Annotated in this window: 25 protein-coding genes; 22 read left to right on the top strand and 3 right to left on the bottom strand. The window is 71.0% G+C overall.

Going from position 1 to position 24,170, the window contains the following annotated elements:
- The first annotated feature begins 182 nt into the window (after positions 1-182).
- The 15 genes from ftsZ to BM127_RS05420 all read left to right on the top strand — a co-directional run bounded on the left by ftsZ (position 183) and on the right by BM127_RS05420 (position 15,184).
- Positions 183-1,394: a cell division protein FtsZ gene (gene ftsZ / locus BM127_RS05490; protein ID WP_091195704.1), complete on the top strand. Its 1,212-nt coding sequence runs from the start codon at positions 183-185 to the stop codon at positions 1,392-1,394.
- A 3-nt stretch (positions 1,395-1,397) separates the two neighbouring features.
- On the top strand, positions 1,398-2,087 hold the full coding sequence (locus BM127_RS05485) for a purine nucleoside phosphorylase YfiH/LACC1 family protein (RefSeq protein ID WP_091195702.1): 690 nt from the start codon (positions 1,398-1,400) through the stop codon (positions 2,085-2,087).
- On the top strand, positions 2,084-2,782 hold the full coding sequence (locus BM127_RS05480; RefSeq protein ID WP_231263270.1) for a YggS family pyridoxal phosphate-dependent enzyme: 699 nt from the start codon (positions 2,084-2,086) through the stop codon (positions 2,780-2,782). Before BM127_RS05485 ends, BM127_RS05480 begins: the two co-directional genes overlap by 4 nt.
- A gap of 61 nt (positions 2,783-2,843) precedes the next feature.
- Entirely contained in the window at positions 2,844-3,329 is a 486-nt protein-coding gene (locus BM127_RS05475) for a cell division protein SepF (protein ID WP_091195697.1), read from the top strand.
- A 2-nt stretch (positions 3,330-3,331) separates the two neighbouring features.
- Complete coding sequence (locus BM127_RS05470; RefSeq protein ID WP_091195694.1) at positions 3,332-3,625, top strand: YggT family protein; 294 nt, start codon at positions 3,332-3,334, stop codon at positions 3,623-3,625.
- A 115-nt stretch (positions 3,626-3,740) separates the two neighbouring features.
- Positions 3,741-4,496: a DivIVA domain-containing protein gene (locus tag BM127_RS05465; RefSeq protein ID WP_091196815.1), complete on the top strand. Its 756-nt coding sequence runs from the start codon at positions 3,741-3,743 to the stop codon at positions 4,494-4,496.
- 161 nt (positions 4,497-4,657) lie between these two features.
- The gene (locus BM127_RS05460) at positions 4,658-5,533 is read left to right on the top strand and encodes a TraR/DksA family transcriptional regulator (RefSeq protein ID WP_091195692.1); all 876 of its coding nucleotides are present in this window, start codon (positions 4,658-4,660) and stop codon (positions 5,531-5,533) included.
- Positions 5,506-6,078: a signal peptidase II gene (gene lspA, locus BM127_RS05455; protein WP_091195690.1), complete on the top strand. Its 573-nt coding sequence runs from the start codon at positions 5,506-5,508 to the stop codon at positions 6,076-6,078. The genes BM127_RS05460 and lspA overlap by 28 nt, the downstream gene beginning before the upstream one ends.
- 10 nt (positions 6,079-6,088) lie before the next feature.
- Positions 6,089-7,027: an RluA family pseudouridine synthase gene (locus BM127_RS05450; RefSeq protein WP_091195687.1), complete on the top strand. Its 939-nt coding sequence runs from the start codon at positions 6,089-6,091 to the stop codon at positions 7,025-7,027.
- Positions 7,014-7,715 (top strand): GNAT family N-acetyltransferase, encoded by a 702-nt coding sequence (locus BM127_RS05445; protein WP_091195684.1) that lies wholly within the window; start codon positions 7,014-7,016, stop codon positions 7,713-7,715. Before BM127_RS05450 ends, BM127_RS05445 begins: the two co-directional genes overlap by 14 nt.
- A 1-nt stretch (position 7,716) precedes the next feature.
- Positions 7,717-8,241, top strand: coding sequence for a DUF6886 family protein (locus BM127_RS05440; RefSeq protein WP_091195681.1), 525 nt, complete (start codon positions 7,717-7,719; stop codon positions 8,239-8,241).
- A 31-nt stretch (positions 8,242-8,272) separates the two neighbouring features.
- Complete coding sequence (locus BM127_RS05435; protein WP_091195679.1) at positions 8,273-9,238, top strand: DUF2332 domain-containing protein; 966 nt, start codon at positions 8,273-8,275, stop codon at positions 9,236-9,238.
- A 152-nt stretch (positions 9,239-9,390) separates the two neighbouring features.
- Positions 9,391-12,960 carry a DNA polymerase III subunit alpha gene (gene dnaE / locus BM127_RS05430; protein WP_091195676.1) on the top strand — a complete coding sequence of 1,190 codons (3,570 nt, stop codon included), beginning with the start codon at positions 9,391-9,393 and terminating at the stop codon, positions 12,958-12,960.
- Complete coding sequence (locus BM127_RS05425) at positions 12,957-13,499, top strand: hypothetical protein (RefSeq protein WP_091195673.1); 543 nt, start codon at positions 12,957-12,959, stop codon at positions 13,497-13,499. The genes dnaE and BM127_RS05425 overlap by 4 nt, the downstream gene beginning before the upstream one ends.
- Before the next feature lie 71 nt (positions 13,500-13,570).
- Positions 13,571-15,184, top strand: a complete 1,614-nt coding sequence (locus tag BM127_RS05420; protein WP_091195670.1) for a DUF3352 domain-containing protein — start codon at positions 13,571-13,573, stop codon at positions 15,182-15,184.
- Positions 15,185-15,198: 14 nt separating this feature from the next.
- Here the strand turns inward: BM127_RS05420 and ybaK are convergent, their stop codons facing one another.
- Positions 15,199-15,711, bottom strand: a complete 513-nt coding sequence (gene ybaK / locus BM127_RS05415) for a Cys-tRNA(Pro) deacylase (RefSeq protein ID WP_091195667.1) — start codon at positions 15,709-15,711, stop codon at positions 15,199-15,201.
- A gap of 128 nt (positions 15,712-15,839) precedes the next feature.
- On the bottom strand, positions 15,840-16,505 hold the full coding sequence (locus BM127_RS05410; protein ID WP_091195665.1) for an LON peptidase substrate-binding domain-containing protein: 666 nt from the start codon (positions 16,503-16,505) through the stop codon (positions 15,840-15,842).
- A gap of 84 nt (positions 16,506-16,589) precedes the next feature.
- Here BM127_RS05410 and hisD point away from each other — a divergent pair, with 84 nt between their 5' ends.
- The 6 genes from hisD to BM127_RS05380 all read left to right on the top strand — a co-directional run bounded on the left by hisD (position 16,590) and on the right by BM127_RS05380 (position 21,960).
- Positions 16,590-17,906, top strand: a complete 1,317-nt coding sequence (hisD, locus tag BM127_RS05405; RefSeq protein WP_091196812.1) for a histidinol dehydrogenase — start codon at positions 16,590-16,592, stop codon at positions 17,904-17,906.
- Entirely contained in the window at positions 17,903-19,021 is a 1,119-nt protein-coding gene (locus BM127_RS05400) for a histidinol-phosphate transaminase (RefSeq protein WP_091195662.1), read from the top strand. Before hisD ends, BM127_RS05400 begins: the two co-directional genes overlap by 4 nt.
- The gene (gene hisB / locus BM127_RS05395; RefSeq protein WP_091195659.1) at positions 19,018-19,626 is read left to right on the top strand and encodes an imidazoleglycerol-phosphate dehydratase HisB; all 609 of its coding nucleotides are present in this window, start codon (positions 19,018-19,020) and stop codon (positions 19,624-19,626) included. Before BM127_RS05400 ends, hisB begins: the two co-directional genes overlap by 4 nt.
- Entirely contained in the window at positions 19,623-20,300 is a 678-nt protein-coding gene (gene hisH / locus BM127_RS05390) for an imidazole glycerol phosphate synthase subunit HisH (protein WP_091195657.1), read from the top strand. The genes hisB and hisH overlap by 4 nt, the downstream gene beginning before the upstream one ends.
- A gap of 16 nt (positions 20,301-20,316) precedes the next feature.
- A complete protein-coding gene (locus BM127_RS05385; protein ID WP_091195654.1) occupies positions 20,317-20,949 on the top strand; it encodes a hemerythrin domain-containing protein in 633 nt (210 codons plus the stop codon).
- 72 nt (positions 20,950-21,021) lie between these two features.
- Positions 21,022-21,960, top strand: coding sequence for an L-lactate dehydrogenase (locus BM127_RS05380; RefSeq protein ID WP_231263269.1), 939 nt, complete (start codon positions 21,022-21,024; stop codon positions 21,958-21,960).
- Here BM127_RS05380 and BM127_RS05375 read toward each other — a convergent pair.
- Positions 21,957-22,448 carry a polyketide cyclase gene (locus BM127_RS05375; protein WP_091195648.1) on the bottom strand — a complete coding sequence of 164 codons (492 nt, stop codon included), beginning with the start codon at positions 22,446-22,448 and terminating at the stop codon, positions 21,957-21,959. The genes BM127_RS05380 and BM127_RS05375 overlap by 4 nt on opposite strands.
- Before the next feature lie 213 nt (positions 22,449-22,661).
- Between BM127_RS05375 and BM127_RS05370 the strand changes: the two genes are divergently transcribed.
- Positions 22,662-24,101 (top strand): HNH endonuclease signature motif containing protein, encoded by a 1,440-nt coding sequence (locus BM127_RS05370; protein ID WP_091195646.1) that lies wholly within the window; start codon positions 22,662-22,664, stop codon positions 24,099-24,101.
- Positions 24,102-24,170: the final 69 nt, after the last annotated feature.

Genomic DNA, 24,170 nt, shown 5'->3' with positions numbered 1-24,170 from the left:
ACCACGGTTTCGCACCGCGCGCTGCCTATGGTCTTGCGAAAGGCGAGGTTGACATAACTATAACCCTCAGGTTCACGGTTAAGGTTCCGCGGTCCCGAGGGTCATGGCAGCAGCAGCCTCGTCCCTTCCCCAGAACTCGCATTCCTCCCGCACACAGACCACTCACGAAAGGCCCCGGAGCCGTGGCAGCAGCGCAGAACTACCTGGCGATCATCAAGGTCGTGGGCATCGGTGGAGGTGGCGTCAACGCCGTCAACCGGATGATCGAGGTCGGCCTCAAGGGCGTCGAGTTCATCGCGATCAACACCGACGCCCAGGCACTCCTCATGAGCGACGCCGACGTCAAGCTCGACATCGGCCGCGAGCTCACCCGCGGCCTCGGTGCCGGCGCCAACCCCGAGGTGGGTGCCAAGGCCGCCGAGGACCACGCCGACGAGATCGAGGAGGTCATGAAGGGCGCCGACATGGTGTTCGTGACCGCCGGCGAGGGTGGCGGCACCGGCACCGGCGGCGCGCCCGTCGTGGCCCGCATCGCCCGCTCGCTGGGCGCCCTGACCATCGGTGTCGTGACCCGGCCGTTCGCCTTCGAGGGCCGCCGTCGCGCCAACTCCGCGGAGGAGGGCATCAGCCAGCTCCGCGAGGAGGTCGACACCCTCATCGTGATCCCCAACGACCGCCTGCTCTCGATCACCGACCGCAGCGTGTCGATCCTCGACGCCTTCAAGCAGGCCGACCAGGTGCTGCTGCAGGGTGTCTCGGGCATCACCGACCTGATCACCACGCCGGGCCTGATCAACCTCGACTTCGCCGACGTGAAGTCCGTCATGGCCAACGCCGGCTCCGCCCTCATGGGCATCGGCTCGGCCCGCGGCGAGGACCGTGCGGTCGCCGCCGCGGAGCAGGCGGTCTCCAGCCCGCTGCTCGAGGCGAGCATCGAGGGTGCGCACGGCGTGCTGCTCTCCATCGCCGGTGGCTCCGACCTCGGACTCTTCGAGATCAACGAGGCCGCGGCCCTGGTGTCGCAGGCCGCGCACGCCGAGGCCAACATCATCTTCGGCGCGACCATCGACGACGCGCTCGGCGACGAGGTGCGGGTGACCGTCATCGCGGCGGGCTTCGACGGTGGGATGCCGAAGCGTCGTTCGGACGGCAACGTGCTGCGCCACAACCAGCCGGCGCAGACCCAGGAGCAGACCCGGGCGGCGGCCCAGCAGCTCGCCCCCAAGGCGCCGGCCCCCTCCCAGGGCTCGTCGTCGGGCATCCCCGCCCAGACGACGTTCGCTCCCTCGTCGCCGTCCAGCGCCGACGCACAGCCGGCACCGGTGAAGTCCCAGCCGGCTCGGCAGGTGCAGTTCGACGACGACGACCTGGACGTCCCGGACTTCCTGAAGTAGCGCATGTTCGCATTCCGCGATTCTCGTGAGGGCGACGTCTCCCGGCTCCGGGTGGACGTCGCCTTCACCGATTCCTCCCTCGACCTCCAGGGCCTGCGGGACGACTTCCCGCAGGTGCTGGCACGACTCGAGGACGAGCTCGGGGTGCCGCTCGCGCGCGCCTCGCAGGTCCATGGCGACGAGGTCCTGGTGGTGGACGCCCCCATCCCGTTGGGGCACGCCCCGACCGCCGACGCCCTCGTGACCAGGACCCGAGGTCTCGGCCTCATGGTGCGGGTCGCCGACTGCGTCCCGCTCGTGCTGGCCGACGTCGAGGCGGGCGTCGTGGGTGCCGTGCACTCGGGGCGGCCCGGCATGGTCCTCGACATCGCGACCCGCGCGGTCGAGGTGATGCGCGAGCAGGGGGCCTCCGAGATCGCCGCCTGGCTGGGGCCGCACGTGTGCGGCGCCTGCTACGAGGTCCCCGAGCAGATGCGCGCCGAGGTCAGCGCTGTCGTCCCCGAGGCCTACGCCGAGACGTCGTGGGGCACCCCGTCGGTGGACGTGGGCGCCGGGGTCCGTGCCCAGCTCGAGCGCGCCGGCGTCGAGGTCGTCGAGGTCGGCGGGTGCACCCGTGAGGACCAGGGGCTGCACTCCTACCGCCGCGACGGTTCGGCCGCCGGCCGCTTCGCGGGGCTGGTGTGGGTCTCGTGACCCGTGCCGCCGAGCTGGCCGCCAGCCTCGACGCCGTACGCCGGCGCATCACGTCCGCGGCCGAGGCTGCAGGACGCGACCCGGCCGAGGTCTCGCTCGTGGTCGTCACCAAGTTCTTCCCCGCCTCCGACGTACGCGTGCTGGCCGACCTGGGCGTCACCGACGTCGGTGAGAACCGCCACCAGGAGGCCGAGGCGAAGGCCGCCGAGTGCGCGGACCTGGGCCTGAGGTGGCACTTCATCGGTGGCCTCCAGTCCAACAAGGCGGGTGCCGTGGCGCACTACGCCGACGTGGTCGAGTCGCTCGACCGCGCCAAGCTGGTGGGCCCGCTCTCGCGCGGCGCCCAGGCCCGGGGTCACGACGTCGACGTCCTGCTCCAGGTCAGCCTCGACCCGCCCGGCGCCGAGCACCGCTCCGGGGCCGATCCCGCCGACCTGGCCGCCCTGGCGCAGCGCGTGGGGGAGGCGGACCGGCTCCGACTGTGCGGCCTGATGGCCGTCGCGCCCCTCGGCGAGGACCCCGACGAGGCGTTCGCGCGCCTCGCCCGGATCCGGCAGGACTTCCTCGGCGCGCACCCCGACGCCACCATGCTGTCCGCCGGGATGAGCGGCGACCTCGAGGCGGCCATCACGCACGGCGCGACACACGTGCGTGTCGGCTCCGCGGTCCTCGGTCCGAGGCCCACGGTCCAGTAATGTCAACGACAGTCAACAGGTGGCCCGTCCGGGCCGCGAGTTCTAGCGGAGGATCAGTCTCATGAGCGGCTCGATGCGCAAGATCGGCGAGTACCTCGGCCTGCTCGAGGACACCGGCCACTACGACGAGTACGACGGTGACACCGAGACCTCGACCCAGGACGCTGTCGACCAGCGACCGGTCGCGCGTGAGCGGCGTCCCGCCCCTGTGTCCGACCTTGCCGAGCGCCGTCGTCCGGCCCCGGTCCAGACAGGAGTCGTGGCCGAGTTGAGCCGCATCACCACCCTGCACCCCCGCAACTACAACGAGGCGCGCCTCATCGGTGAGAACTACCGTGACGGCACCCCGGTGATCATGAACCTCAGCGAGATGGACGACAACGACGCCAAGCGCCTCGTCGACTTCGCTGCCGGCCTGATCTTTGCGACGCGTGGCACCATCGAGCGTGTGACCAACAAGGTGTTCCTCCTCTCCCCGCCCAACGTCACGGTTGCCGCCGAGGACAAGGAGCGGATGGCTGAGGACGGGTTCTTCAACCAGAGCTGACCGTGACCATTCTTGGACAGATCCTCGTCATCATCCTGCAGGTCTTCATCGGGTTCCTCTGGATCCGTTTCATCGTCGACTGGGTGCAGGTCTTCGCCCGCCAGTGGGAGCCGCGTGGTCCCCTGCTGGTGGGGCTCGAGGGCGTCTACTCCGTGACGGACCCGCCCATCGTGGCGCTGCGACGGGTCGTCCCGCCGCTGCGGATCGGCTCGGTCGCGCTCGACCTGAGCTTCCTCCTGGTGATGGTCGCAGCCTTCCTGCTGCTCAGCGTGGTGCGCACCGTCTTCGGTGTGTGAGAGGTTCCTTGAACCATCCGTCCCACGGGTCACTGTGCTCCGTGCGGCGCCGGGCGCTATTGTCTCCTGACAGCAGAGCCACCGTGATATCGATCGTGAAAGTTTGGGTGAGGTCATGCCGCTGACGCCTGAGGACGTGAGCAACAAGCGCTTTACACCTGTCCGACTCCGTGAGGGGTACGACATGGGCGAGGTTGACCAGTTCCTCGACGAGGTGGAGGCCGAGCTCGCGCGGCTCACCAAGGAGAACGACGACCTGCGGTCGAAGCTGTCCGCCGCACAGTCCGGTGGTGCTTCGACGCCTGCTCCTGCGCCTGTGTCGTTCGCTCCAGCCGCGCCCGAGCCGGAGCCGGAGCCGGAGCCCGAGCCCGAGCCGGAGCCCGCTCCGGTGGTCGCCGCCGCTCCCGAGCGGTCCGCACGCGTCGGCAACATCGCCGAGGCCTCCAACGCGGCTGCCCGCCTCCTGGAGATCGCCACGCGCAACGCCGACGAGCTCGTCGAGGACGCCAAGAACGAGGCCGACCGCATCGTCGGTGCCGCCCGCACCAAGGCCGAGCGCCTCGAGGGTGAGTCGAAGACCAAGGCCGACCGCATGGAGGCCGACGCCCGCCAGCGTTCGCAGATGCTCGACTCCGAGACCGCCGAGCGCCGCCAGCAGATGTTCGGCGACCTGGAGAAGGAGCGCGACAAGCTCAACAGCGACGTCGAGACCCTTCGCCAGTTCGAGCGCGAGTACCGCTCCCGCCTGAAGACCTACTTCACGCAGCAGCTCGAGTCGCTGTCGACCGGTGCGGAGAGCCAGGCCCCGGCTGACAGCAGTGGCCCCGGCCCCAAGCGTCTCCGCTCGGTGCTCGGCGACGACGAGGGCTGAGCAGCTCCAGCACGCACCTGTTGAACGAGGACGGCCGACCGCGAGGTCGGCCGTTCTCGCATTTCGGCGAGCCAGTGTTGGTTCGGCACCCGGCACCGGATACCCTCCCTGCCACCGTGTGGTTCCCGCCACACCTGATGGATGGCTGGAGGCCCTCGGAGATGGCTGGCAGTGCGCGCAAGACCCTGGCTGGTTCGGCGGCTGCCGCCGCCAAGCGGGTGATCGGGCGACGCAGCGCGCCCGCCGAGGCACCGCCGGCGAAGGCTCCTGCTGCCACGGCAGCGGCGAAGAAGGCCGCTCCGGCTGCCAAGAAGGCCCCGGCCAAGAAGGCGGCTTCGGCCAAGAAGGCCCCGGCCACCAAGAAGGCCGCTCCCGCCGCCAAGAAGGCTCCGGCGAAGAAGGCTCCGGCGAAGAAGGCCGCTCCGGCCGCCAAGAAGGCCCCGGCCAAGAAGGCCCCGGCGAAGAAGGCCCCGGCCGCCAAGAAGGCCCCGGCCAAGAAGACTGCACCGAGCAAGACCACCCCAGCACCGAAGGCCGCCCCGGCCAAGAAGACCGCCCCGAGCACCTCGGCTCCTGCGAAGAAGGCAACTCCTGTGACGAAGGCGGCTCCGGCCAAGAAGGCTGCTCCCCGCAAGGCCACCCCCGCTCGACTCGTCGTGCTCGACGGGGAGGACCCGTGGACCCGCGCCGAGCTCAACGAGGTCGTCAAGGAGCTCGGCGAGCACCGCGAGCGCCTCGCGACGTCGGTCGACGAGGCCGAGGCCGAGCTCGCCGGGCTGATGCGCGACGCCGGTGACGGTGCCGGCCAGGACCAGGCCGACGTGGGCGCGACGAGCTTCGAGCGCGACCACGAGCTCACCGTGCTCGCCAAGGAACGCGACGCGATCGAGCAGATCGACCGCGCGCTGGCCCACATCGACGACGGGTCCTACGGCGTCTGCGACTCGTGCGGCAACCCCGTCGGCAAGAATCGGTTGATGGCCGTGCCCCATGCCACACTGTGCCTGTCATGCAAGCAGCGCGAGGAGCGTCGCTGAACTCCAGCGACCAGGACGATCACGTCCCGGCACCACGACGACTCGACGCACGCCTGCTGTTCGCCGGCGTCGCGCTCGTGGCGTACGCCGTCGACCTCGCGTCCAAGCAGTGGGCGCTGTCCGCGCTCGCCGACGGCGACATCGCGGTGCTCGGTGACTGGTTCACCTTCCACCTGACCTTCAACCCCGGTGCGGCGTTCAGCACCGGCACCGGGTTCACGATCGTCTTCACCGCCCTCGCCATGGTGGCGGTGGTCGTCGTCCTGTGGCTGAGCCGTCGCATCGCCAGCACCGGTTGGGCCCTTGCCCTGGGCCTCCTGCTCGGCGGCGTCGCGGGCAACCTCACCGACCGCATCTTCCGCCAGCCCGAGCCGTTCCACGGCCACGTGGTCGACTTCCTCAGGCTGCCCAACTGGCCGGTCTTCAACATCGCCGACATCTGCATCAACATCGCCGCCGCGCTGATCATCCTGCAGACCTTCCGTGGGGTGGCGCTCGACGGCAGCCGCGAGTCCGACGCAGAGAAGGCGCAGCCCGAGTCATGAGCCGCACCCGATGACCACCCACGCCGAGCAGCGCACCGTCTTCGTCCCCGACGGCCTCGCCGGTGAGCGCGTGGACGCCGCGATGGCCCGGATGTTCGGCTTCTCGCGCACCAAGGCCGCCGACCTGATCGCGCAGGGCCTGGTGCTGGTCGACGGCGGCACGGTGGGCAAGAGTGATCGCGTGCACGGTGGCGCGATGCTCGACGTGACGATCCCGGCCGAGAGCGATCCGCTGGCGGTGGTGCCGGAGATCGTCGAGGGGATCCGGATCATCCATGACGACGACGCCATCGTGGTGATCGACAAGCCGGTCGGCGTCGCCGTGCACCCCTCGCCCGGCTGGGGCGGCAAGACCGTCGTCGGGCACCTCGCCGGAGCCGGCTTCCGGATCTCCACGAGCGGCGCCAGCGAACGACAGGGCATCGTCCAGCGCCTCGACGTCGGCACCAGCGGCGTGATGGTGATCTGCAAGTCCGAGCACGCCTACTCCGTGCTGAAGAACGCCTTCCGCCACCGCACGGTCGACAAGACCTACCACGCGCTGGTCCAGGGCCATCCCGATCCGCTGTCCGGCACCGTGGACGCCCCGATCGGGCGGCACCCCCACCACGACTACAAGTTCGCAGTGATGGCCGACGGCCGGCACAGCATCACCCACTACGAGACCCTCGAGGCCCACCGGTTCGCGAGCCTGCTCGAGGTGCACCTCGAGACCGGCCGCACCCACCAGATCCGGGTCCACATGAGTGCGCTGAAGCACCCGTGCGTGGGCGACCTCACCTACGGCGCCGACCCCACGCTGTCCAAGCGCCTCGGCCTCGAGAGGCAGTGGCTGCACGCCATGCGCCTGGGCTTCGAGCACCCCGAGACCGGCGACTACGTCACCTACGAGTCCACCTACCCCGACGACCTCGCGCACGCGCTCGAGGCCATCCGTGACGAGCACTGAGCTGGCGTTGCGCCCGGCCAAGGCCGCGGACCTCCCAGCACTCGCCGAGATCCACCTGGCATCGCGGCGCGCCGCCGGCGCCGCGTTCCCGCCCGGCGTGCACGGCGACGACGAGGTGCGCGCCTGGGTCGCGGGCTGGGACCTGGCGACGTACGACGTGTGGCTGGCGACCGTCGGTGAGGAGGTCGCGGGCTATGCCCGCTGCACCACCACCTGGCTCGACGACCTCTACGTCCACCCCGACCACCAGGGCCGCGGGGTCGGCGGGGCGCTGTTCGACACCGTCGCCGCGCACCGCCCCGGCGGCTTCTGCCTGTGGGTCTTCGAGTCCAACGAGCCGGCTCGAGCGTTCTACGTCCGTCGGGGGTGCCTCGAGCTCGAGCGCACCGACGGCACGGCCAACGAGGAGCGCGCGCCCGACATCCGGGTGGCCTGGCCCGGTCCCGACCCCCTGACCTTCCTGCGCGGCCTGATCGACGAGGCCGACCTCGTGCTCGGCGACGTGCTCGCGCGACGCACGGCCCTCACGCGCGTCGTGCAGTCGGTGAAGCCGTCCGGCGAGCGCGACGCCCGGCGCGAGGCCGAGATCGCCCGGCGGGTGGCCGCCGTGGTCCCCGAGCTGGGGGAGCAGCGCGTCGCGCGGATCGTCGACGTGATCATCACCGAGTCCCTCGACGCCGCCCGCTGACGTGCTGCCGGCCGCCGGAGAGCTGCTCCACTTCAGCGAGGACCCGGCGATCCGCCGGTTCACGCCGCACGTGGCCGCGACCGCGCAGCAGCCCGAGGCCTACGTCTGGACGGTCGACGCGCTGAACGCCCCGAGCTACTGGTTCCCCCGGCAGTGTCCGCGGGTCTGCTCGTGGGGTGGCGCCGACGCCCCGGACGTGCCGCGGGTGCACGCGGTCGAGGAGTCGTGGCTGGCCACCATGCGCGCGACCCGGCTGTACGCCTACCGTTTCGCGGCCGCGGACTTCGAGCCCTTCGGCGAGCGACCGCACGCCCACGTGGCGACCCGAGCCGTGGCGCCGCTGGGGCCCCCGGTCGCGGTCGGCGACCTGGTGACGGTGCACGAGGTGCACGACATCGAGCTGCGGGTCCTGCCCGAGCTCGAGGAGCACTTCGCGGTGGTCCGCGCGCGGGGCCTGGAGTTCTCCGGCATCCGGATGGGCAACGCCGGCATCGGACCAGGTGGCCCCTTTCCGACCCGTCGCTGAGCAGGCCGGTCGCCGGGGGCAGGATGGTCTCGTGCTGCTCTACGACGACGTGACCGAGGAGTACCGCGACTTCGCCACCTACGCCGCGGGTGACTCGCCCTGCTTCGAGGCGTGGGCCACGGGGGTGGCGGGCGACCCGGAGGTGCTCGCCTGGCTCGGCACCCTGCCGCCGATCAAGCGGCAGCCCAACCTCGTCTTCGCGGCGGCGCGCTGGCACGGCGCTGTCGCACCCGGACCGTACGCCGGGCTGCGCCGCGTCCTCCTCGAGCAGGAGGCCGAGGTCCGCGCGACCGTCATGGCGCGTGCGACGCAGACCAACGAGGTCGGCCGGCTCGCGAACCTCGTCCCGGTGATGGCGCTCGTCGAGGGGCCGCTGGCGCTCATCGAGGTGGGTGCCAGCGCGGGGCTGTGCCTCTTCCCGGACCGCTACGACTACGACTGGCCGCCGCACGGCGGGCTCAGGGGGAGCGGCGGGCCGGTGCTCACGGCCCGGGCCACCGGTCCGCTGCCCGTCCCGGACCGGCACCCCGAGGTCGCGTGGCGCGGTGGAGTGGACCTCAACCCGCTCGACGTGTCGGACCCCGACGCGATGGCCTGGCTGGAGAACCTCGTGTGGCCCGAGCAGGACGAGCGGCGCCGGCGCCTCCGTACGGCCGTCGACGTCGCACTGGCGGACCCGCCCGCGCTCCGCACCGGCGACCTCTTCGACCACCTGCCGGACCTGCTCGACGAGGCCGCGCCCCACGGCACTCCCGTGGTCTTCCACTCCGCGGTGATCGCCTACCTCGAGGAGGCCGAGCGCCGGCGCTTCCACGACCTGATGACGGGTCTGGTCGCGGCCGGTCGGTGCCGCTGGATCAGCAACGAGGGACGGCGGGTGCTGCCTGCCCTGACCGGGGGCCGCGCGTTCCCCTCCGGTCGGTTCGTGACGGCGCTGGACGGTGTCGCGGTGGCCCACAGCCACGGCCACGGGCACGCGATCGCCTGGCTCGGTTGAGCCGTGGCGAGTCCTGTCGGTGGGGTCCTGCACACTGACGTAGGCTGACGTTCCTTCCCCCTCGAGTGCCCGCTGCGGCACTGCTGATCCGTCAGCAACACCCCTCACACGTGACACCGTCAGCGACCCTGAAAGGTGCGGAAGTCTCCTCCATGTCGGCCGGCTCCTCCACCAGTTCCGTGGACAACTTCGTCCACCTGCACGTGCACACCGAGTACTCCATGCTCGACGGGGCATCGCTGCTCGACGGGTTGTTCACCCGCACCAGCGACCTCGGCATGCCGGCCATCGCGATGACCGACCACGGCAACCTGCACGGCGCCTACGACTTCTACCGCAAGGCCAAGCAGCACGGCGTCAAGCCGATCATCGGCATCGAGGCCTACATCACCCCCGGCACCATGCGCGGCGAGCGCCGCCGGGTCCGGTGGGGCCAGGGCGACCTGGCCGAGGAGGGCGGCAACGACGTCGCCGGCGGCGGTGCCTACACCCACATGACGATGTGGGCCGAGAGCACCGAGGGCATGCACAACCTCTTCCGGCTCTCCACGCGCTCCAGCCTCGAGGGCTACTACTTCAAGCCCCGGATGGACAAGGAGATCCTCGCCGAGCACAGCAAGGGGCTCATCGTCAGCACCGGCTGCCCGAGCGGTGCGATCCAGACGCGGCTGCGCCTGGGCCAGTACGACGAGGCCGTGCGCGAGGCCGGGGAGCTCCAGGAGATCTTCGGCAAGGACAACGTCTTCCTCGAGCTGATGGACCACGGCATCTCCATCGAGAAGCGGGTCCGCGACGACCTGCTCCGGCTCGGCAAGGAGATGAACCTCCCGCCGATCGCCACCAACGACTCCCACTACAACAACCCCGAGGACGCCGCCGCCCACGACGCCCTGATCTGCGTCGCGTCCGGCAAGCGTCTCTCCGACACCAACCGGCTCAAGTTCGACGGCGGCGGCTACTACATCAAGTCGCCCGCCGAGATGCGCGCCCTGTGGGCCGACGAGTTCGGCATGCCCGAGGCCTGCGACAACACCCTCGCCATCGCCGAGCGCTGTGACGTCGAGTTCACCGAGTCCACCGGCGGCTACATGGCGCGAGCCGACGTGCCGGCCGGCGAGACCGAGGACTCGTGGTTCCGCAAGGAGGTGTGGCGTGGCATCGAGGCCCGCTACCCCGGCGACCGCCTCGACCAGTCCGTACGCGACCGGGTCGAGATGGAGCTCGCGATCATCTCCCAGAAGGGCTACTGCGGCTACTACCTCGTGGTCGCCGACTTCATCAACTGGGCCAAGGACAACGGCATCCGTGTCGGTCCCGGCCGCGGCTCGGGTGCCGGCTCCATCGCGGCCTACTCGCTGCGCATCACCGACCTGTGCCCGCTGGAGCACGGCCTGTTCTTCGAGCGCTTCCTCAACCCCGAGCGCCCCTCGATGCCCGACTTCGACATCGACTTCGACGACGCCCGCCGCGGCGAGGTCATCACCTACGTCAGCGACAAGTACGGCGCCGACCGCGTCGCGCAGATCGCCACCTTCGGCCGGCTCAAGGCCAAGGCCGCCATCAAGGACGCAGCCCGCGTCCTCGACCACGGCTTCGCGATCTCCGACCGCATCACCAAGGCCCTGCCGGCCGACGTGATGGGCAAGGGCGTCCCGCTCAAGGAGATCTTCAACCCCGAGCACAAGCGCTACCGCGACGGCGGCGAGTTCCGCACGCTCTACGACCAGGACGCCGACGTCCGCACCATCTACGAGACCGCGGTCGGTCTCGAGGGACAGATCCGCAACTGGGGCGTCCACGCCGCCGGCGTGATCATGTCGAGCGAGCCCCTGGTCGACATCGTCCCGATCATGGCCCGCCCCCAGGACGGCGCGGTCATCACGCAGTTCGACTACCCGATGTGCGAGTCGCTCGGGCTGGTCAAGATGGACTTCCTCGGCCTCTCCAACCTCCGCACCCTCGAGGACGCGCTGATCAACATCGGCGTCAACCGCGACGAGCAGGTCGTGCTCGAGGAGCTGCCGTTCGACGACCGGGCGACCTACGAGCTGATGGGCCGCGGCGACACGCTCGGCGTCTTCCAGCTCGACGGTTCGGGCATGCGCGCGCTGCTGCGCTCGATGCAGCCCGACCAGTTCGCCGACATCACGGCCGTCAGCGCGCTCTACCGTCCCGGTCCGATGGGCGCCGACTCGCACAACAAGTACGCCCGCCGCAAGAACGGCCGCGAGCCGATCGACCCCATCCACCCGGCGCTCGCCGAGGCGCTCGAGCCGGTGCTGGGCGAGACCTACGGCCTCATCGTCTACCAGGAGCAGGTGATGGCCATCGCCCAGGTGCTGGCCGGCTTCACCCTGGGTGCGGCCGACAACCTGCGTCGCGCGATGGGCAAGAAGAAGAAGGAGGAGCTCGACAAGCAGTACGCCGGCTTCCAGGCCGGCATGCTCGAGCGCAGCTTCCCGCAGGTCGCGATCGACAAGCTCTGGGAGATCCTGCTCCCGTTCTCCGACTACGCCTTCAACAAGTCGCACTCGGCCGCCTACGGCGTCATCACCTACTGGACCGCCTACCTCAAGGCCAACTACCCGACCGAGTACATGGCCGCCCTCCTGACGTCGGTGAAGGACGACAAGGACAAGATGGCGATCTACCTCAACGAGTGCCGACGGATGAAGATCCAGGTCCTGCCGCCCGACGTCAACGAGTCCCACGCCAACTTCACCCCCGTCGGCAACGACATCCGCTTCGGCCTCACCGCGGTCCGCAACGTCGGCAGCAACGTCGTCGACGGCATCGTGTCCGGTCGCGAGCAGAAGGGTCGCTACGCCGACTTCAACGACTTCATGGAGAAGGTCCCGGCGCTGGTGTGCAACAAGCGCGTGGTGGAGTCGCTGATCAAGGCCGGCGCCTTCGACGACATGAAGCACAAGCGCCGCGCGCTCGTCGCCGTCCACGAGACCGCGGTCGACCAGTTCGTGGACCTCAAGAAGAACGAGGCGATCGGCCAGGATTCGCTGTTCGGCGGGCTCGGCGACGACGACGCCGGCTTCGGCGTGACCGTGACCATCCCTGACATCGACGACTGGGACAAGCTCACCCTGCTGGGCCACGAGCGGGAGATGCTCGGCCTCTACGTCTCCGACCACCCGCTGCTCGGTCTCGAGCACGTGCTGTCGCAGGGCACCGACTGCACCATCGGCCAGCTCATGCTCGACGAGGAGCGCCCGCACGGCTCGACCATCACGGTCAGCGGCCTGGTCACGTCGGTGGCGCGCAAGATCACCAAGCGCGGTGACCCGTGGGCCACGATCACCCTCGAGGACCTCGACGGTGCGATCGAGGTGCTGCTCTTCCCGAGCGCCTACACCCTCGCCTCGACGCTGCTGGTCGAGGACCAGGTGGTGCGGATCAAGGGCCAGCTCTCCCGGGACAAGGACCAGCCCGAGCTGCGCGCCCAGGAGGTCACCGCCCCCGACCTGACGCAAGGGCCCGCCGGTCCGGTGGTCATCAGCCTGCCGTCGACCCGCTGCACCCCGCCCGTGGTGGCGCAGCTGCGCGACGTGCTCGGCACCCACCCCGGGATGACGGAGGTCCAGCTGCGGTTGCTGACCCGCAGCTCCACCAAGCTGCTCCGCCTCGACGACAACCTCCGGGTGAGCCCGAGCCCCGCCCTGTTCGCCGACCTCAAGCAGCTGCTGGGCCCGGGATGTCTGACGGGGTGAGTGACGCGGCGGGCGACCGGGTGGGTCCGCTGGTCCGCCTCGCGGTCGTGGTCGCGGTGTTCCTGGCCGCCGGTGCCGCAGCTGGAGTGCTGTGGGAGCGGCTCTGGGACGCTCCGGCCGGCCTGAGCTTCGAGGGCGAGTGGTTCCTCGAGCCCGCCGGACCCGACGTCGCCTTCGAGGGCATCGCCCTCTTCGTGCTGATAGCGTTCCCGCTCGGCGTGGTCCTGGCCGTGCTGGCCGGCCTCCGGCGTGGCCACGAGGTCGCGACGGTGCTCACCGTGCTGGTCGCCGCCAGCCTGGCCGGCGTCCTGATGTACGCGGTGGGCAGCAGCCTCGGACCGTCCGACCCGCAGGCGCTGGCCGCCGGTGCGCCCGACTACACGGCCATCCCCGGTGACCTTGGGCTGAACGCCCCCGACCGCGACCGCGTGCCCTACCGCTCGACAGCCCTGGTGGCCCTCCCGGCGGGTGCGATGACTGGTCTGGTCGGGATGTATCTCTTGGGCAACAGGGGGTTGGCGAAGCGCTCCCACGGGTAGGCTTGCCGCGACTGAATCAGGGCAGCCCCGACGTTCGTCGGGGCGCGTGCAACGGGGGAGCAGGACTTTTCATGACCACGACACCGGGTGACCCGGAATACCTCGACCACAGCTCGGGTCCGGTTGATTCCGCGCCCGACCACGGCAGCGACAACCGCAAGCGCCTCATCGTGCTCGGCGCCCTCGTGGCCGGCGGTGCGGTCGTCGCGGGTGGCGCGTGGGCGGCCACCAGCTTCTTCGCGACCGGCTCCCAGCCGGCTGAGGCCCTGCCCGACTCGACGGTCGCCTACTTCAGCGTCGACCTGGACCCGAGCGGTGGCCAGAAGATCGAGGCCATCAAGACGCTGCGCAAGTTCCCCGGGTTCACCGACAAGATCGACCTCCAGACCGACGACGACCTGCGCGAGCGCTTCTTCGAGGAGCTCACCGCGTCCGGCGAGTGCGAGGGCCTCGACTACGCGGAGGACGTCGAGCCCTGGCTCGGGTCCCGTGCCGCGTTCGCTGCCGTCGACCTCAGCGAGGACGAGCCTGCTCCGGTGGGCGTCATCCAGGTCACCGATGCCGGCGCTGCCGAGGACGGCATCGCCACGCTGGTCGACACCTGTGGCGGCACCGCCGAGGGTGACGCCGAGGTGGGCGGCTGGGTCGTCGACGGCGACTGGATGGTCCTGGCCGAGACCGAGGAGATCGCGCAGCAGGTCGTCGACGCGACCGACGGTGCCACGCTCGCCTCCGACGCTTCCTTCGAGCAGTGGACCGGCGAGGCGGGCGAGGACGGGTTCATGTCGTTCTACGTCGCGAAGGCCGCGGCCCAGTACCTCGACGACGCCGCGGGCATGGGTTCCATGCTCGGCGGCATGCCGGCCACCAGTGAGGAGTCCGTGCCCGAGGAGCTCCAGCAGATGATCGACGACTTCGACGGCGCCGCTGCCACGGTCCGGTTCGACGACGGCGCGGTCGAGGTCGAGTACGCCATGTCCAACTACCAGAAGAGCCTCACCGAGTTCGTCGACAGCGAGGAGGGCGCCAGCATGGTCGCCGACCTGCCGGCCGACACTGTCGCGGCGATGGGTTTCTCGCTGGAGGAGGGGTGGGCACAGGCGGTGCTCGACTACGTCAAGAAGAGCGTGCCCGACGAGAGCGACTCCATCGACGAGCAGCTCGCGCAGCTCGAGTCGGAGACCGGTCTCGCCTTCCCCGAGGACATCGAGACCCTGCTCGGCGAGGGCATGACCATGTCCGTCGGCAGTGGCATCGACCCCGACGCCATCACCAACGGCGGACCGGGTGAGGTCCCCGCCGGCATCACCATCAAGGGTGACGCCGCGGAGATCCAGGCCGTGCTCGACAAGATCAGCGCCCAGGCCGGGCCCGAGATCGCCGAGTTCCTCGAGGTCACCGAGGGGGACGGCGCGGCCGTCCTCGCGCTGCAGGACGACTACCGCGGCAAGCTCGAGTCGGGCGGTGACCTCGGCTCCAGCGACGACTACGCGAAGGTGATCGAGCAGGACGACGCCCAGATGGTGATGTTCGTCAGCTTCGACGCCGACGACGACTGGCTCGTCCGGGTCACCAAGGACATGCCCGAGGTCAGCGAGAACGTCGCTCCGCTGTCGGCCTTCGGGGTGAGCGGCTGGATCGACGGCGACGTGGTCCACGGCATGATCAAGGTCACCACCGACTGAGGTCCCGCCCCGCGTCAGCGCCCGATGGTGGCGGTCACCGCTCCGGTGACCGCCACCAGGTCGTGCGGCGCGATCTCGAGGTCGAAGCCGCGCCGACCGCCGGAGACGAGGATCGTCGCGTGGTCGAGGGCGGAGACGTCGAGGGCCGTCGGGTGCGAGCGCTTCTGGCCGATGGGCGAGATCCCGCCGGCGACGTAGCCCGTGGCCCGCTCGGCAGCGGCGACGTCCGCCATCACGGCCTTGCTCCCGCCGAGCGCCCGGGCGAGCGCCTTGAGGTCGAGCTGTCCCGTCACCGGGACGATGCCGACGACGAGGCGGGCACGCTGTCCTGAGCCCGCCGACGGGTCGAGCGAGGCCAGCAGGGTCTTGAACACCCGCGCCGGGTCGACGCCGAGCGCCTCCGCAGCCTCCGTGCCGTACGACTCCGCGCGGGGGTCGTGCTCGTAGGCCCGCACCTCGAAGCCGATACCGGCGGCGGTGAGCGCGACGGTGGCCGGGGTGCCTCCGGCAGTCCTTCGTCTCGCCACGGCTCAGTTCTAGCAGTCGGGAGAGTTGATTTCGACGCGCTCGTGCGACTTCGTTCCTCAGTCGCGTCGCTTGCTCAATCTGGCCGCGCCCACGCGTCGCGCTCGTGCCTCGCGCGCCACTGCGCGTCTCAGTTGGGGGACCAGGCGGTCCGGGCGACCTGGGTGGCGGGCAGCGACGGGATGACGTTGATCGCCCGCAGCTCCTCGGTCAGCAGCCGGGTGACGAGCCGGAGGCGCTCGGTGGCGTTCTCGGCCTCCAGGAGCGACTGCCGCTCCGCCAACGGGAGGGGCGTCAGGGCGGACAGCGTCCAGGCGAGGTAGTCGGGGTCGCGCGGAAGCGTGCCGCTGAACGGGTCACCCTGGAGCTCCGTCATCGCGACCCGGAACGCCGTGAACGTCGCCCGCGCCTTGTCCAGCAGGTCGTCGGGGACCTCGACCTCGGGCTCGGGCACGAGCGCGACCACACCCTGCGGGAAGTCGACGCCGCGCTGCATCTCCTCCAGCATGAGGCGCTCGCGGGCCACGGCGACGATGTCGAAGGTGCCGTCGTCACGTCGCTCCACCTCGGTGAGCTGCAGGACACAGCCCATCCGGTAGACCGACTGGGCACCGTGGTCACCCACCTCGTACCCCTCCCGGATGGCGACCGTGCCGAACACCCGGGCTGCAGGATCCTCGACCGTCAGCAGGTGGTTGACCAGCATCCGGTAGCGGTCCTCGAAGACGTGCAGCGGAACGCTCATGCCGGGGAACACCACGGTGCCCAGCGGGAACATCGGCAGCGGATCGCTCACGTGACCTACCTAACCACCTGCGTCCACGGAGTGCCCGCGCCTCCGGGTCGACCCGCCGGTGAACCTAGACTTCGGGGCATGTCCCTGATCCGTCGCATCGACCTGAGGGGCGCCGACCGGGCGTCCGTCGACTACCGCGCGAGCGTGCCTCGTGCCGAGTTCGACGTCGAGGCGGCCACGCATCAGGTGCAGCCGATCATCGACGCCGTCCGCGCGCGCGGCGTCGAGGCCATCACCGAGTTCTCGGCCCGCTTCGACGGCGTGCAGAGCGACGACATCCGGGTGCCGCGGGAGGCCCTCTCGAAGGCGCTTGCCGAGCTCGACCCGGCCGTGCGCGCCGCGCTGGAGGAGTCGATCCGTCGGCTCCGGGCGACGAGCGAGGCCGAGCTGGAGCACGACGTGACCAGCCAGGTGGCCACCGGCGCCACGGTGACCCACCGCAAGGTGCCGATCGACCGCGTCGGGCTCTACGTCCCTGGCGGGCTCGCCCCTCTGGTCAGCAGCGTCGTGATGAACGTCGTCCCCGCCCAGGTGGCGGGCGTGCGCTCGATCGCGCTGGCCAGCCCGCCGCAGAAGAACCGCGACGGCCTGCCGGAGCCGACGATCATGGCTGCCTGCGCCCTCCTCGGCGTCGACGAGGTGTACGCCGTCGGCGGCGCCCAGGCCATCGCGATGTTCGCCCACGGCGCGGGTCCCTGCGAGCGGGTCGACCTCGTGACCGGTCCGGGCAACATCTACGTCGCCGCCGCCAAGCGGCTGCTGCGCGGCGTGGTGGGCATCGACTCCGAGGCCGGCCCGACCGAGATCGCGATCCTCGCCGACGACAGTGCCGAGGCCGCCTTCGTCGCCGCCGACCTGATCAGCCAGGCCGAGCACGACCCGATGGCCGCGTCGGTCCTCGTGACCGACTCGCTCGAGCTGGCCGACGCCGTCGAGGTCGAGCTCAACAAGCAGGTGTTCGCCACCCGTCACACCGAGCGGATCCGCACCGCGCTCGGCGGTCGGCAGTCGGGCATCGTGCTGGTCGACGACATGGACCAGGGCGTCGACGTGGTCGACGCCTATGCCGCCGAGCACCTCGAGATCCACACCCGCGACGCGGCGGCGCACGCCGCACGCGTGCGCAACGCGGGCGCGATCTTCGTCGGTCCGTGGGCACCGGTGTCGCTCGGCGACTACTGCGCGGGCTCCAACCACGTGCTGCCGACCGCGGGTTGCGCGTGCCACTCCAGCGGCCTGTCGGTGCGCGCCTTCACCCGGTCGGTGCACGTCATCGACTACTCGCAGGCCGCGCTCGCCGAGGTCGCCGACCACGTCGTGGTGCTGGCCGAGGCCGAGGACCTGCCCGGGCACGGCCAGGCCGTCTCGGTGCGGTTCGACGCCACCCGGCCACAGCAGTGAGCCGCACCTTCCCGCCGCTGCGCGAGGAGCTGCGGGGGATCGAGCCCTACGGCGCACCCCAGCTGTCCCTCGAGCAGGCGCCGGTCCAGCTCAACGTCAACGAGAACCCCTACGGCCCCTCGCCCGAGGCGGCCGCTGACATCGCGCGCGCTGTCGGCGAGGCCGCGGTGTCGCTCAACCGCTACCCGGACCGTGAGTTCGTCGAGCTGCGCGACGCGCTGACGGCCTACCTCAACACGTCCGGGGGCACCGGCATCACACCGGACATGGTGTGGGCGGCCAACGGCTCCAACGAGGTCATGCTCCAGCTGCTGCAGGCCTTCGGCGGCCCGGGGCGTGTGGCGCTCTCCTTCGCGCCGACGTACTCGATGTATCCCGAGTACGCCCGCGACACCTCCACCCAGTGGGTGGTCGGCCACCGGGCCGAGGACTTCTCCCTCGACCTCGACGCCGCCCGCGCGATGGTCCTCGAGCGGAAGCCCTCCGTGGTGCTGCTGCCGAGTCCCAACAACCCGACCGGTACGGCCCTGCCGCCCGAGGCGGTGGCGATGCTGTGCGAGGCCGCGGCGTCGTACGAGCCCGGCGGCATCGTCGTCGTCGACGAGGCGTACGGCGAGTTCAGGCGCGCCGGCACTCCGAGCGCCCTCGAGATGCTCGGGGCGCACCGCAACCTCGTCGTCACCCGCACCATGAGCAAGGCCTTCGCGCTCGCAGGGGCGCGCCTCGGCTACCTCGCCGCCGACCCCGCGATCTGCGACGCGATCCGTGTCGTCCGACTGCCCTACCACCTCTCGGCCGTCACCCAGGCGACCGCGCTGGCCGCGCTGCGGCACGCGCCGGAGCTGCTCGGACGGGTCGACGACCTGCGGGTGGAGCGCGACGCGACGGTGGTCTGGCTGCGCGAGCAGGGGCTCGAGGTCGCCGACTCGGACGCCAACTTCGTGCTGTTCGGCCGGTTCGCCGACCGGCACGCGACCTGGCAGGGCCTGGTCGACCAGGGCGTGCTGATTCGCGAGACCGGTCCCGACGGCTGGCTGCGCGTCTCGATCGGGACCGCCGAGGAGATGGCAGCATTCAGGCAGGCACTCACGCACGTGACGAAGGAGCAAGCATGACCCGCACGGCGAGCATCGAGCGCGCGACCAAGGAGTCGCAGGTCAAGGTCGAGGTCGACCTCGACGGGACCGGGCGCTCCCAGGTCAGCACCGGCGTGGGCTTCTACGACCACATGCTCGACGCGTTCGCGCGCCACTCGCTCGTCGACCTCGTCGTCCACACCAGCGGCGACACCCACATCGATGCCCACCACTCGGTCGAGGACACCGCGATCGTGCTGGGGCAGGCGCTGCGCGAGGCGCTCGGCGACAAGGTCGGCATCCGTCGCTTCGGCGACGCCACCGTGCCGCTCGACGAGGCGCTGGTCCAGGCGGTCGTCGACGTGTCCGGTCGCCCCTACTGCGTGCACACCGGCGAGCCCGACGGCCAGGTCTACGCGGCCATCGGCGGCTCCGGCGTGCCCTACATGGGCTCGCTGACCCAGCACGTCTTCGAGTCCATCGCCCAGCACGGTCACTTCGGCCTCCACGTCCGCGTCCTGGCCGGCCGGGACCCGCACCACATCGTCGAGACCCAGTACAAGGCGTTCGCCCGGGCCTTCCGCGAGGCGGTCGCGATCGACCCGCGGGAGACGGGTGTGCCGTCGACCAAGGGCAGCCTGTGACGACACCGTCGGTCGAGGAGGGACGGAGTCCCGTTGCGGGACCCGACGTCGTCGTCCTCGACTACGGCTCGGGCAACCTGCGCTCGGTCGTGCGCGCGGTCGAGCGCGCCGGGGCGTCGGTGACGCTCACCAGCGACTTCGACACCGCGCTGGCGGCCGACGGTCTCGTCGTGCCCGGCGTCGGTGCGTACGCCGCATGCATGGACGGCCTGCGCGCGATCAAGGGCGAGCGCATCATCGGTCGGCGCCTCGCGGGCGGTCGGCCGGTGCTGGGGATCTGCGTCGGGATGCAGATCCTCTTCGGCGGCGGGGTCGAGCACGGCGTCGAGACCGACGGTTGCGCCGAGTGGCCCGGGCTCGTCACCCGTCTGCAGGCCGACGTGGTGCCGCACATGGGGTGGAACACCGTCGAGGTGCCGGACGGCACCGGCCTGTTCGCGGGCGTCGAGGACCAGCGCTTCTACTTCGTGCACTCCTACGCCGCCCGCAGCTGGGACCTGGTGACCAACGACCGCACGGCGGCGCCGCTGGTGACGTGGGCCGAGCACGGCGGTGATCGGTTCGTCGCGGCCGTGGAGAACGGGCCGCTGTCGGCGACCCAGTTCCACCCCGAGAAGTCCGGCGACGCCGGCGCCCGGATCCTCAAGAATTGGGTCGAGTCGCTCCAGCGCTGAGCGTTACCGTCGCGTCATGACGGAGGCACTGAGCATGAACCAGATCATCCATGCGGCGGTCCGCCGCGACGTGGACCGCACCGAGCGCGCGCTGCGGCAGCTCGCCGACGGCGACCTCGCACGGGCCCGCCAGGTCCGGGGCGCGTGGCGCAACCTGGTGCGCGAGCTGACCCACCACCACGAGGCCGAGGACTCGATCGCGTGGCCCTTCCTGGCCTCCCGCGGGTTCGACACGACGCTGCTCACCGCGATGGAGGAAGAGCACGTCGCGATGAAGCAGGCGCTGACGGCGTCCTCCGCCGCGATCGACGCCGTCGTGGCCTCGCCGACCACCGTGGCTGCAGCTGCCGCCGCCGACGCGGTCGCCCGCGCCCGCGAGGTGATCAACGCGCACCTCGCCCACGAGGAGGCCGACGTCGAGGGCGTCATGGGCGCCCTCGAGGACGACCCAGCATGGAAGGCGGAGGCGCGGAAGATGCGGCCGGCCAGCATCGTCGATGCCGCCAACGCGCTCGCCTGGATGCAGGACGGTGCGGGGGAGCGGGAGCGCTCCTCGCTGCGCGCGACCATCCCCGGCCCCGTCGTCACGCTCCTGACCCTCCTGCTGGCCCGGCGCTACCGCCGCGACGTGGCCCCGGTCTGGCGCTGACCCGCGCCCCTCGTCGTACGAGCCCGCGTCCGACGCTGTCCACCCGGTCCCGGACCTGTCACAGTGGCGTACGTGTCCAAGGTCGCGGTGGTCGGAGCAGGTGCTGTCGGTACGGCGATCGCGTACGCCGCGCAGATCCGCGGCGCCTGTCGCGAGCTGGCGCTGTTCGACCTCAACGCCGCCAAGGTGCGGGCCGAGGTGCTCGACCTCAACCACGGCATGCAGTTCACGCCGATGGCCAGGATCACGGGCAGCGACGACCTCGCGGTGTGCGCCGACGCCGACGTCATCGTGATCACGGCGGGCGCCAAGCAGGACCCCGGCCAGACGCGGCTCGACCTCGCCGCGGCCAACGTGGACATGTGCCGTGACCTCGTCCCCGCGCTCGTCGCGCTGGCGCCGGAGGCCCTGCTGCTGGTGGTCACCAACCCGGTGGACGTCGTCACCTACGCCGCGCTGAAGTTCTCCGGACTTCCGGCGCACCGGGTCTTCGGCTCCGGCACGGTGCTGGACTCCTCGCGGCTGCGGTTCCTGATCGCCGAGCACACCCGGGTGGCCGTGCAGAACGTGCACGCCTACATCGCGGGGGAGCACGGCGACTCCGAGGTGCCGCTGTGGTCCACGGCCACCATCGGCGGGGTGCCGGTGAAGGACTGGACCGGCAACGGCGTGCGTGCCCTCGACGAGGAGGTCATGGCGCAGATCCACCACCAGGTGGTCTCGTCGGCCTACGAGATCATCGCGGGCAAGGGCGCCACCAACCTCGCGATCGGCCTGGCCGTCTCCCGGATCCTCGAGGCCGTCCTCTCCGACGAGCACCGGGTGCTGCCCGTGACGTCGCGGCTCGACGACGTGCACGGGATCTCTGACGTCTGCCTGTCCATGCCGTCGGTGGTCGGCCGGACCGGGGTCGAGAGCGTCCTCGCCACCCCGCTGAGCGACAGCGAGATGGCCCAGCTGACCGCCTCGGCCGAGGCCGTGTCAGCAGTGGCGCGGAGCCTCGGGCTCTAGTCGCCCTCCGCCAGCTCCTTCAGCGTGAGGAGCTGCTTGCGAGCCATGGGGAGATCGCCGAGCGACACGGCCGGGGCCAGCACCGGGTGGATCCTCGCGGCGACCTTCAGCAGCAGCCGGGTGCCCTCTGCCTGCGGCACGACGGCGTACGACATGTAGGCCGACATGATCTTCGCCGTGAGCTCACGGCCGGGGTCCACCGCGATCACCCGCCCCTGGTCGAGCCCGAAGGCTCGGGTGAAGGGAGCCCCGACGCGTGGCTCGGGCACGTCACGCAGCTCGCGCGGGGAGCGGCGGCCGAGGTTGTCGATGAGGTCGTAGGAGTACGGCGCGAGGCGGACCTGCCGCAGCCGCGCCCACACGGCGTCGGGGTCGGCGTGCACCGTGACGCCCCGCCACGCCTGCATCGTGGGCTCGCGCACGAAGTCGTCGCACCCGTAGGGGCGACGCGTCTCGGCGTCCGTGACACCCCAGCGGTCGCCGATCATGAGGCGTCCGTCCGGGGGCGCTGTCGGGTCATGGCGCCAGCATGGCAGTGGGCGCCCAGCCGGGCCGCCGGTCGAGCAGGTCGCCCCCGTCGTTGGTCGAGGAAGTCGCTCTGGCGACGGGCGCGGAGCCCGCGCTCAGACCTGACGATCCGGACGATGCCCGGACGTTCTCCACGTGGGCCGTTGTCGGACCCGACGCCTACAATCGAACACATGAGCACACGCGCAGCATGGTCCGGACTGGGAGCCGGGGTCGACGACGACCTCAGCCCCGCCGCGCTGCTCGCGCTCGCCCGTGAACGCAAGACCACCGAGGACCGAGCGGCCGCCGACCTCCTGGACGTTGCCGCTCGTTGGGCTGATCTCCACCCGCCTGAGTCCATCGACGGCGCTGCGTCCTTCACGATCGGCGGGGGTCTGGGTCGTGAGCACGAGGAGCCCATCGCCGGCCCCGGGTGCCCGCTGGTCGCGGAGTTCTGCGTCGCCGAGCTCGGCACGGTCCTGAGGGTCTCGACGCCGGCGGCGAAGAAGCTCATCGGCCACGCGTTGGAGCTGCGCCACCGCCTTCCGCGCCTCTGGTCGCAGGTGCACTCCGGTGCCGTCCCCGCCTGGCGCGCTCGCACCGTCGCGGAGGCCACCATCCACGCCGCCCCCGCTCTCACGCGCGAGGCCGCCGCGTGGGTGGACTCCCAGGTCGCAGCGGTCGCGGGGCGGATCGGGCAGGCTCAGCTGGACCGGCTGGTCGCGGAGGCGGTCAAGCGGTTCGAGCTCGCCGACGACGTCACCGACCCGGCAGCGGACCCGGAGGACGGCCACCTTCACGTCGATCCGCGTCACGCCACGGTCGACACGGATGACGTGCACTTCGCCGGCACCGTGCACGTCGAAGCAGAGATCGACATCGCGGACGCCCTCGACCTCGACCGCGCGCTCGCCCACAGTGCTGCGACGCAGAAGGCGCTGGGTTCTGCCCTGTCGCTGGACGCACGGCGCGCAAAGGCGCTCGGTGACCTGGCTCGCACGCAGACCGCGCTCGACCTGTTCGAGCAGGGGAAGGTCGGCGCGAAGGACTCCGACGGGCTGCCGATCGCCCGGGAGGTCGTGCTCCACGCCCACTTCGTCGCCGGCACCCACGGTCAGGTCACGGTGCTCGGTCCCACCGGGCGGCTGGAGGAAGGTCAACGACTCCTCCTGCTCGACCAGCTCACGTCATGGTGCGGCGACTCCCGGACCAGGATCACCATCAAGCCCGTCATCGACCTCAACAGGGTGCTCTCAGCGCCCGGCCATGCGATCCCCGACCGGATCCGCGAGTGGGTGGTCCTCCGCGACGGCACCTGCGTGTTCCCCTGGTGCACGAGACCGGCCCGACGTTGCGACATCGACCATGTCAACCCCTACGACCACACCGCCGATGCCGAAGGCAGGCCACAGCCCGGGCCGTCGAGCACCGACAACCTCGCCGCGCTGTGCAGGTTCCACCACCGGCTCAAGACACATAGCGCCTGGCGCTACTCGATGGTCGAACCAGGCGTGTTCGTGTGGACCAGTCCGCACGGTCACCGCTTCCGACGCGACCACACCGGCTCAGCAGCACTGGATCCGTCCGATCCGCCGGGTCCACCTCGGATCCCGCAGCCCCGCCGACCATGACCCCGCCCCGCACCCCGCCACCCACCGGTGGCGGGGGCGTCGGCACGTCCGAGCGTGGGTGTATGTGTC

It is taken from the genome of Nocardioides alpinus, from assembly GCF_900112035.1.
Lineage (GTDB): Bacteria > Actinomycetota > Actinomycetes > Propionibacteriales > Nocardioidaceae > Nocardioides > Nocardioides alpinus.
Note: the sequence above shows the minus strand (reverse complement) of the source record. Positions and strands in the feature narration are given on the sequence as shown.

Coding starts and splice junctions, on each gene's coding strand:
- BM127_RS05485 (WP_091195702.1), top strand. CDS start 1,398: ATGTTCGCATTCCGCGATTCTCGTGAGGGCGACGTCTCCCGGCTCCGG.
- BM127_RS05475 (WP_091195697.1), top strand. CDS start 2,844: ATGAGCGGCTCGATGCGCAAGATCGGCGAGTACCTCGGCCTGCTCGAG.
- BM127_RS05465 (WP_091196815.1), top strand. CDS start 3,741: ATGCCGCTGACGCCTGAGGACGTGAGCAACAAGCGCTTTACACCTGTC.
- BM127_RS05460 (WP_091195692.1), top strand. CDS start 4,658: ATGGCTGGCAGTGCGCGCAAGACCCTGGCTGGTTCGGCGGCTGCCGCC.
- lspA (WP_091195690.1), top strand. CDS start 5,506: ATGCAAGCAGCGCGAGGAGCGTCGCTGAACTCCAGCGACCAGGACGAT.
- BM127_RS05450 (WP_091195687.1), top strand. CDS start 6,089: ATGACCACCCACGCCGAGCAGCGCACCGTCTTCGTCCCCGACGGCCTC.
- dnaE (WP_091195676.1), top strand. CDS start 9,391: ATGTCGGCCGGCTCCTCCACCAGTTCCGTGGACAACTTCGTCCACCTG.
- BM127_RS05420 (WP_091195670.1), top strand. CDS start 13,571: ATGACCACGACACCGGGTGACCCGGAATACCTCGACCACAGCTCGGGT.
- hisB (WP_091195659.1), top strand. CDS start 19,018: ATGACCCGCACGGCGAGCATCGAGCGCGCGACCAAGGAGTCGCAGGTC.
- BM127_RS05385 (WP_091195654.1), top strand. CDS start 20,317: ATGACGGAGGCACTGAGCATGAACCAGATCATCCATGCGGCGGTCCGC.
- BM127_RS05375 (WP_091195648.1), bottom strand. CDS start 22,448: ATGATCGGCGACCGCTGGGGTGTCACGGACGCCGAGACGCGTCGCCCC.
- BM127_RS05370 (WP_091195646.1), top strand. CDS start 22,662: ATGAGCACACGCGCAGCATGGTCCGGACTGGGAGCCGGGGTCGACGAC.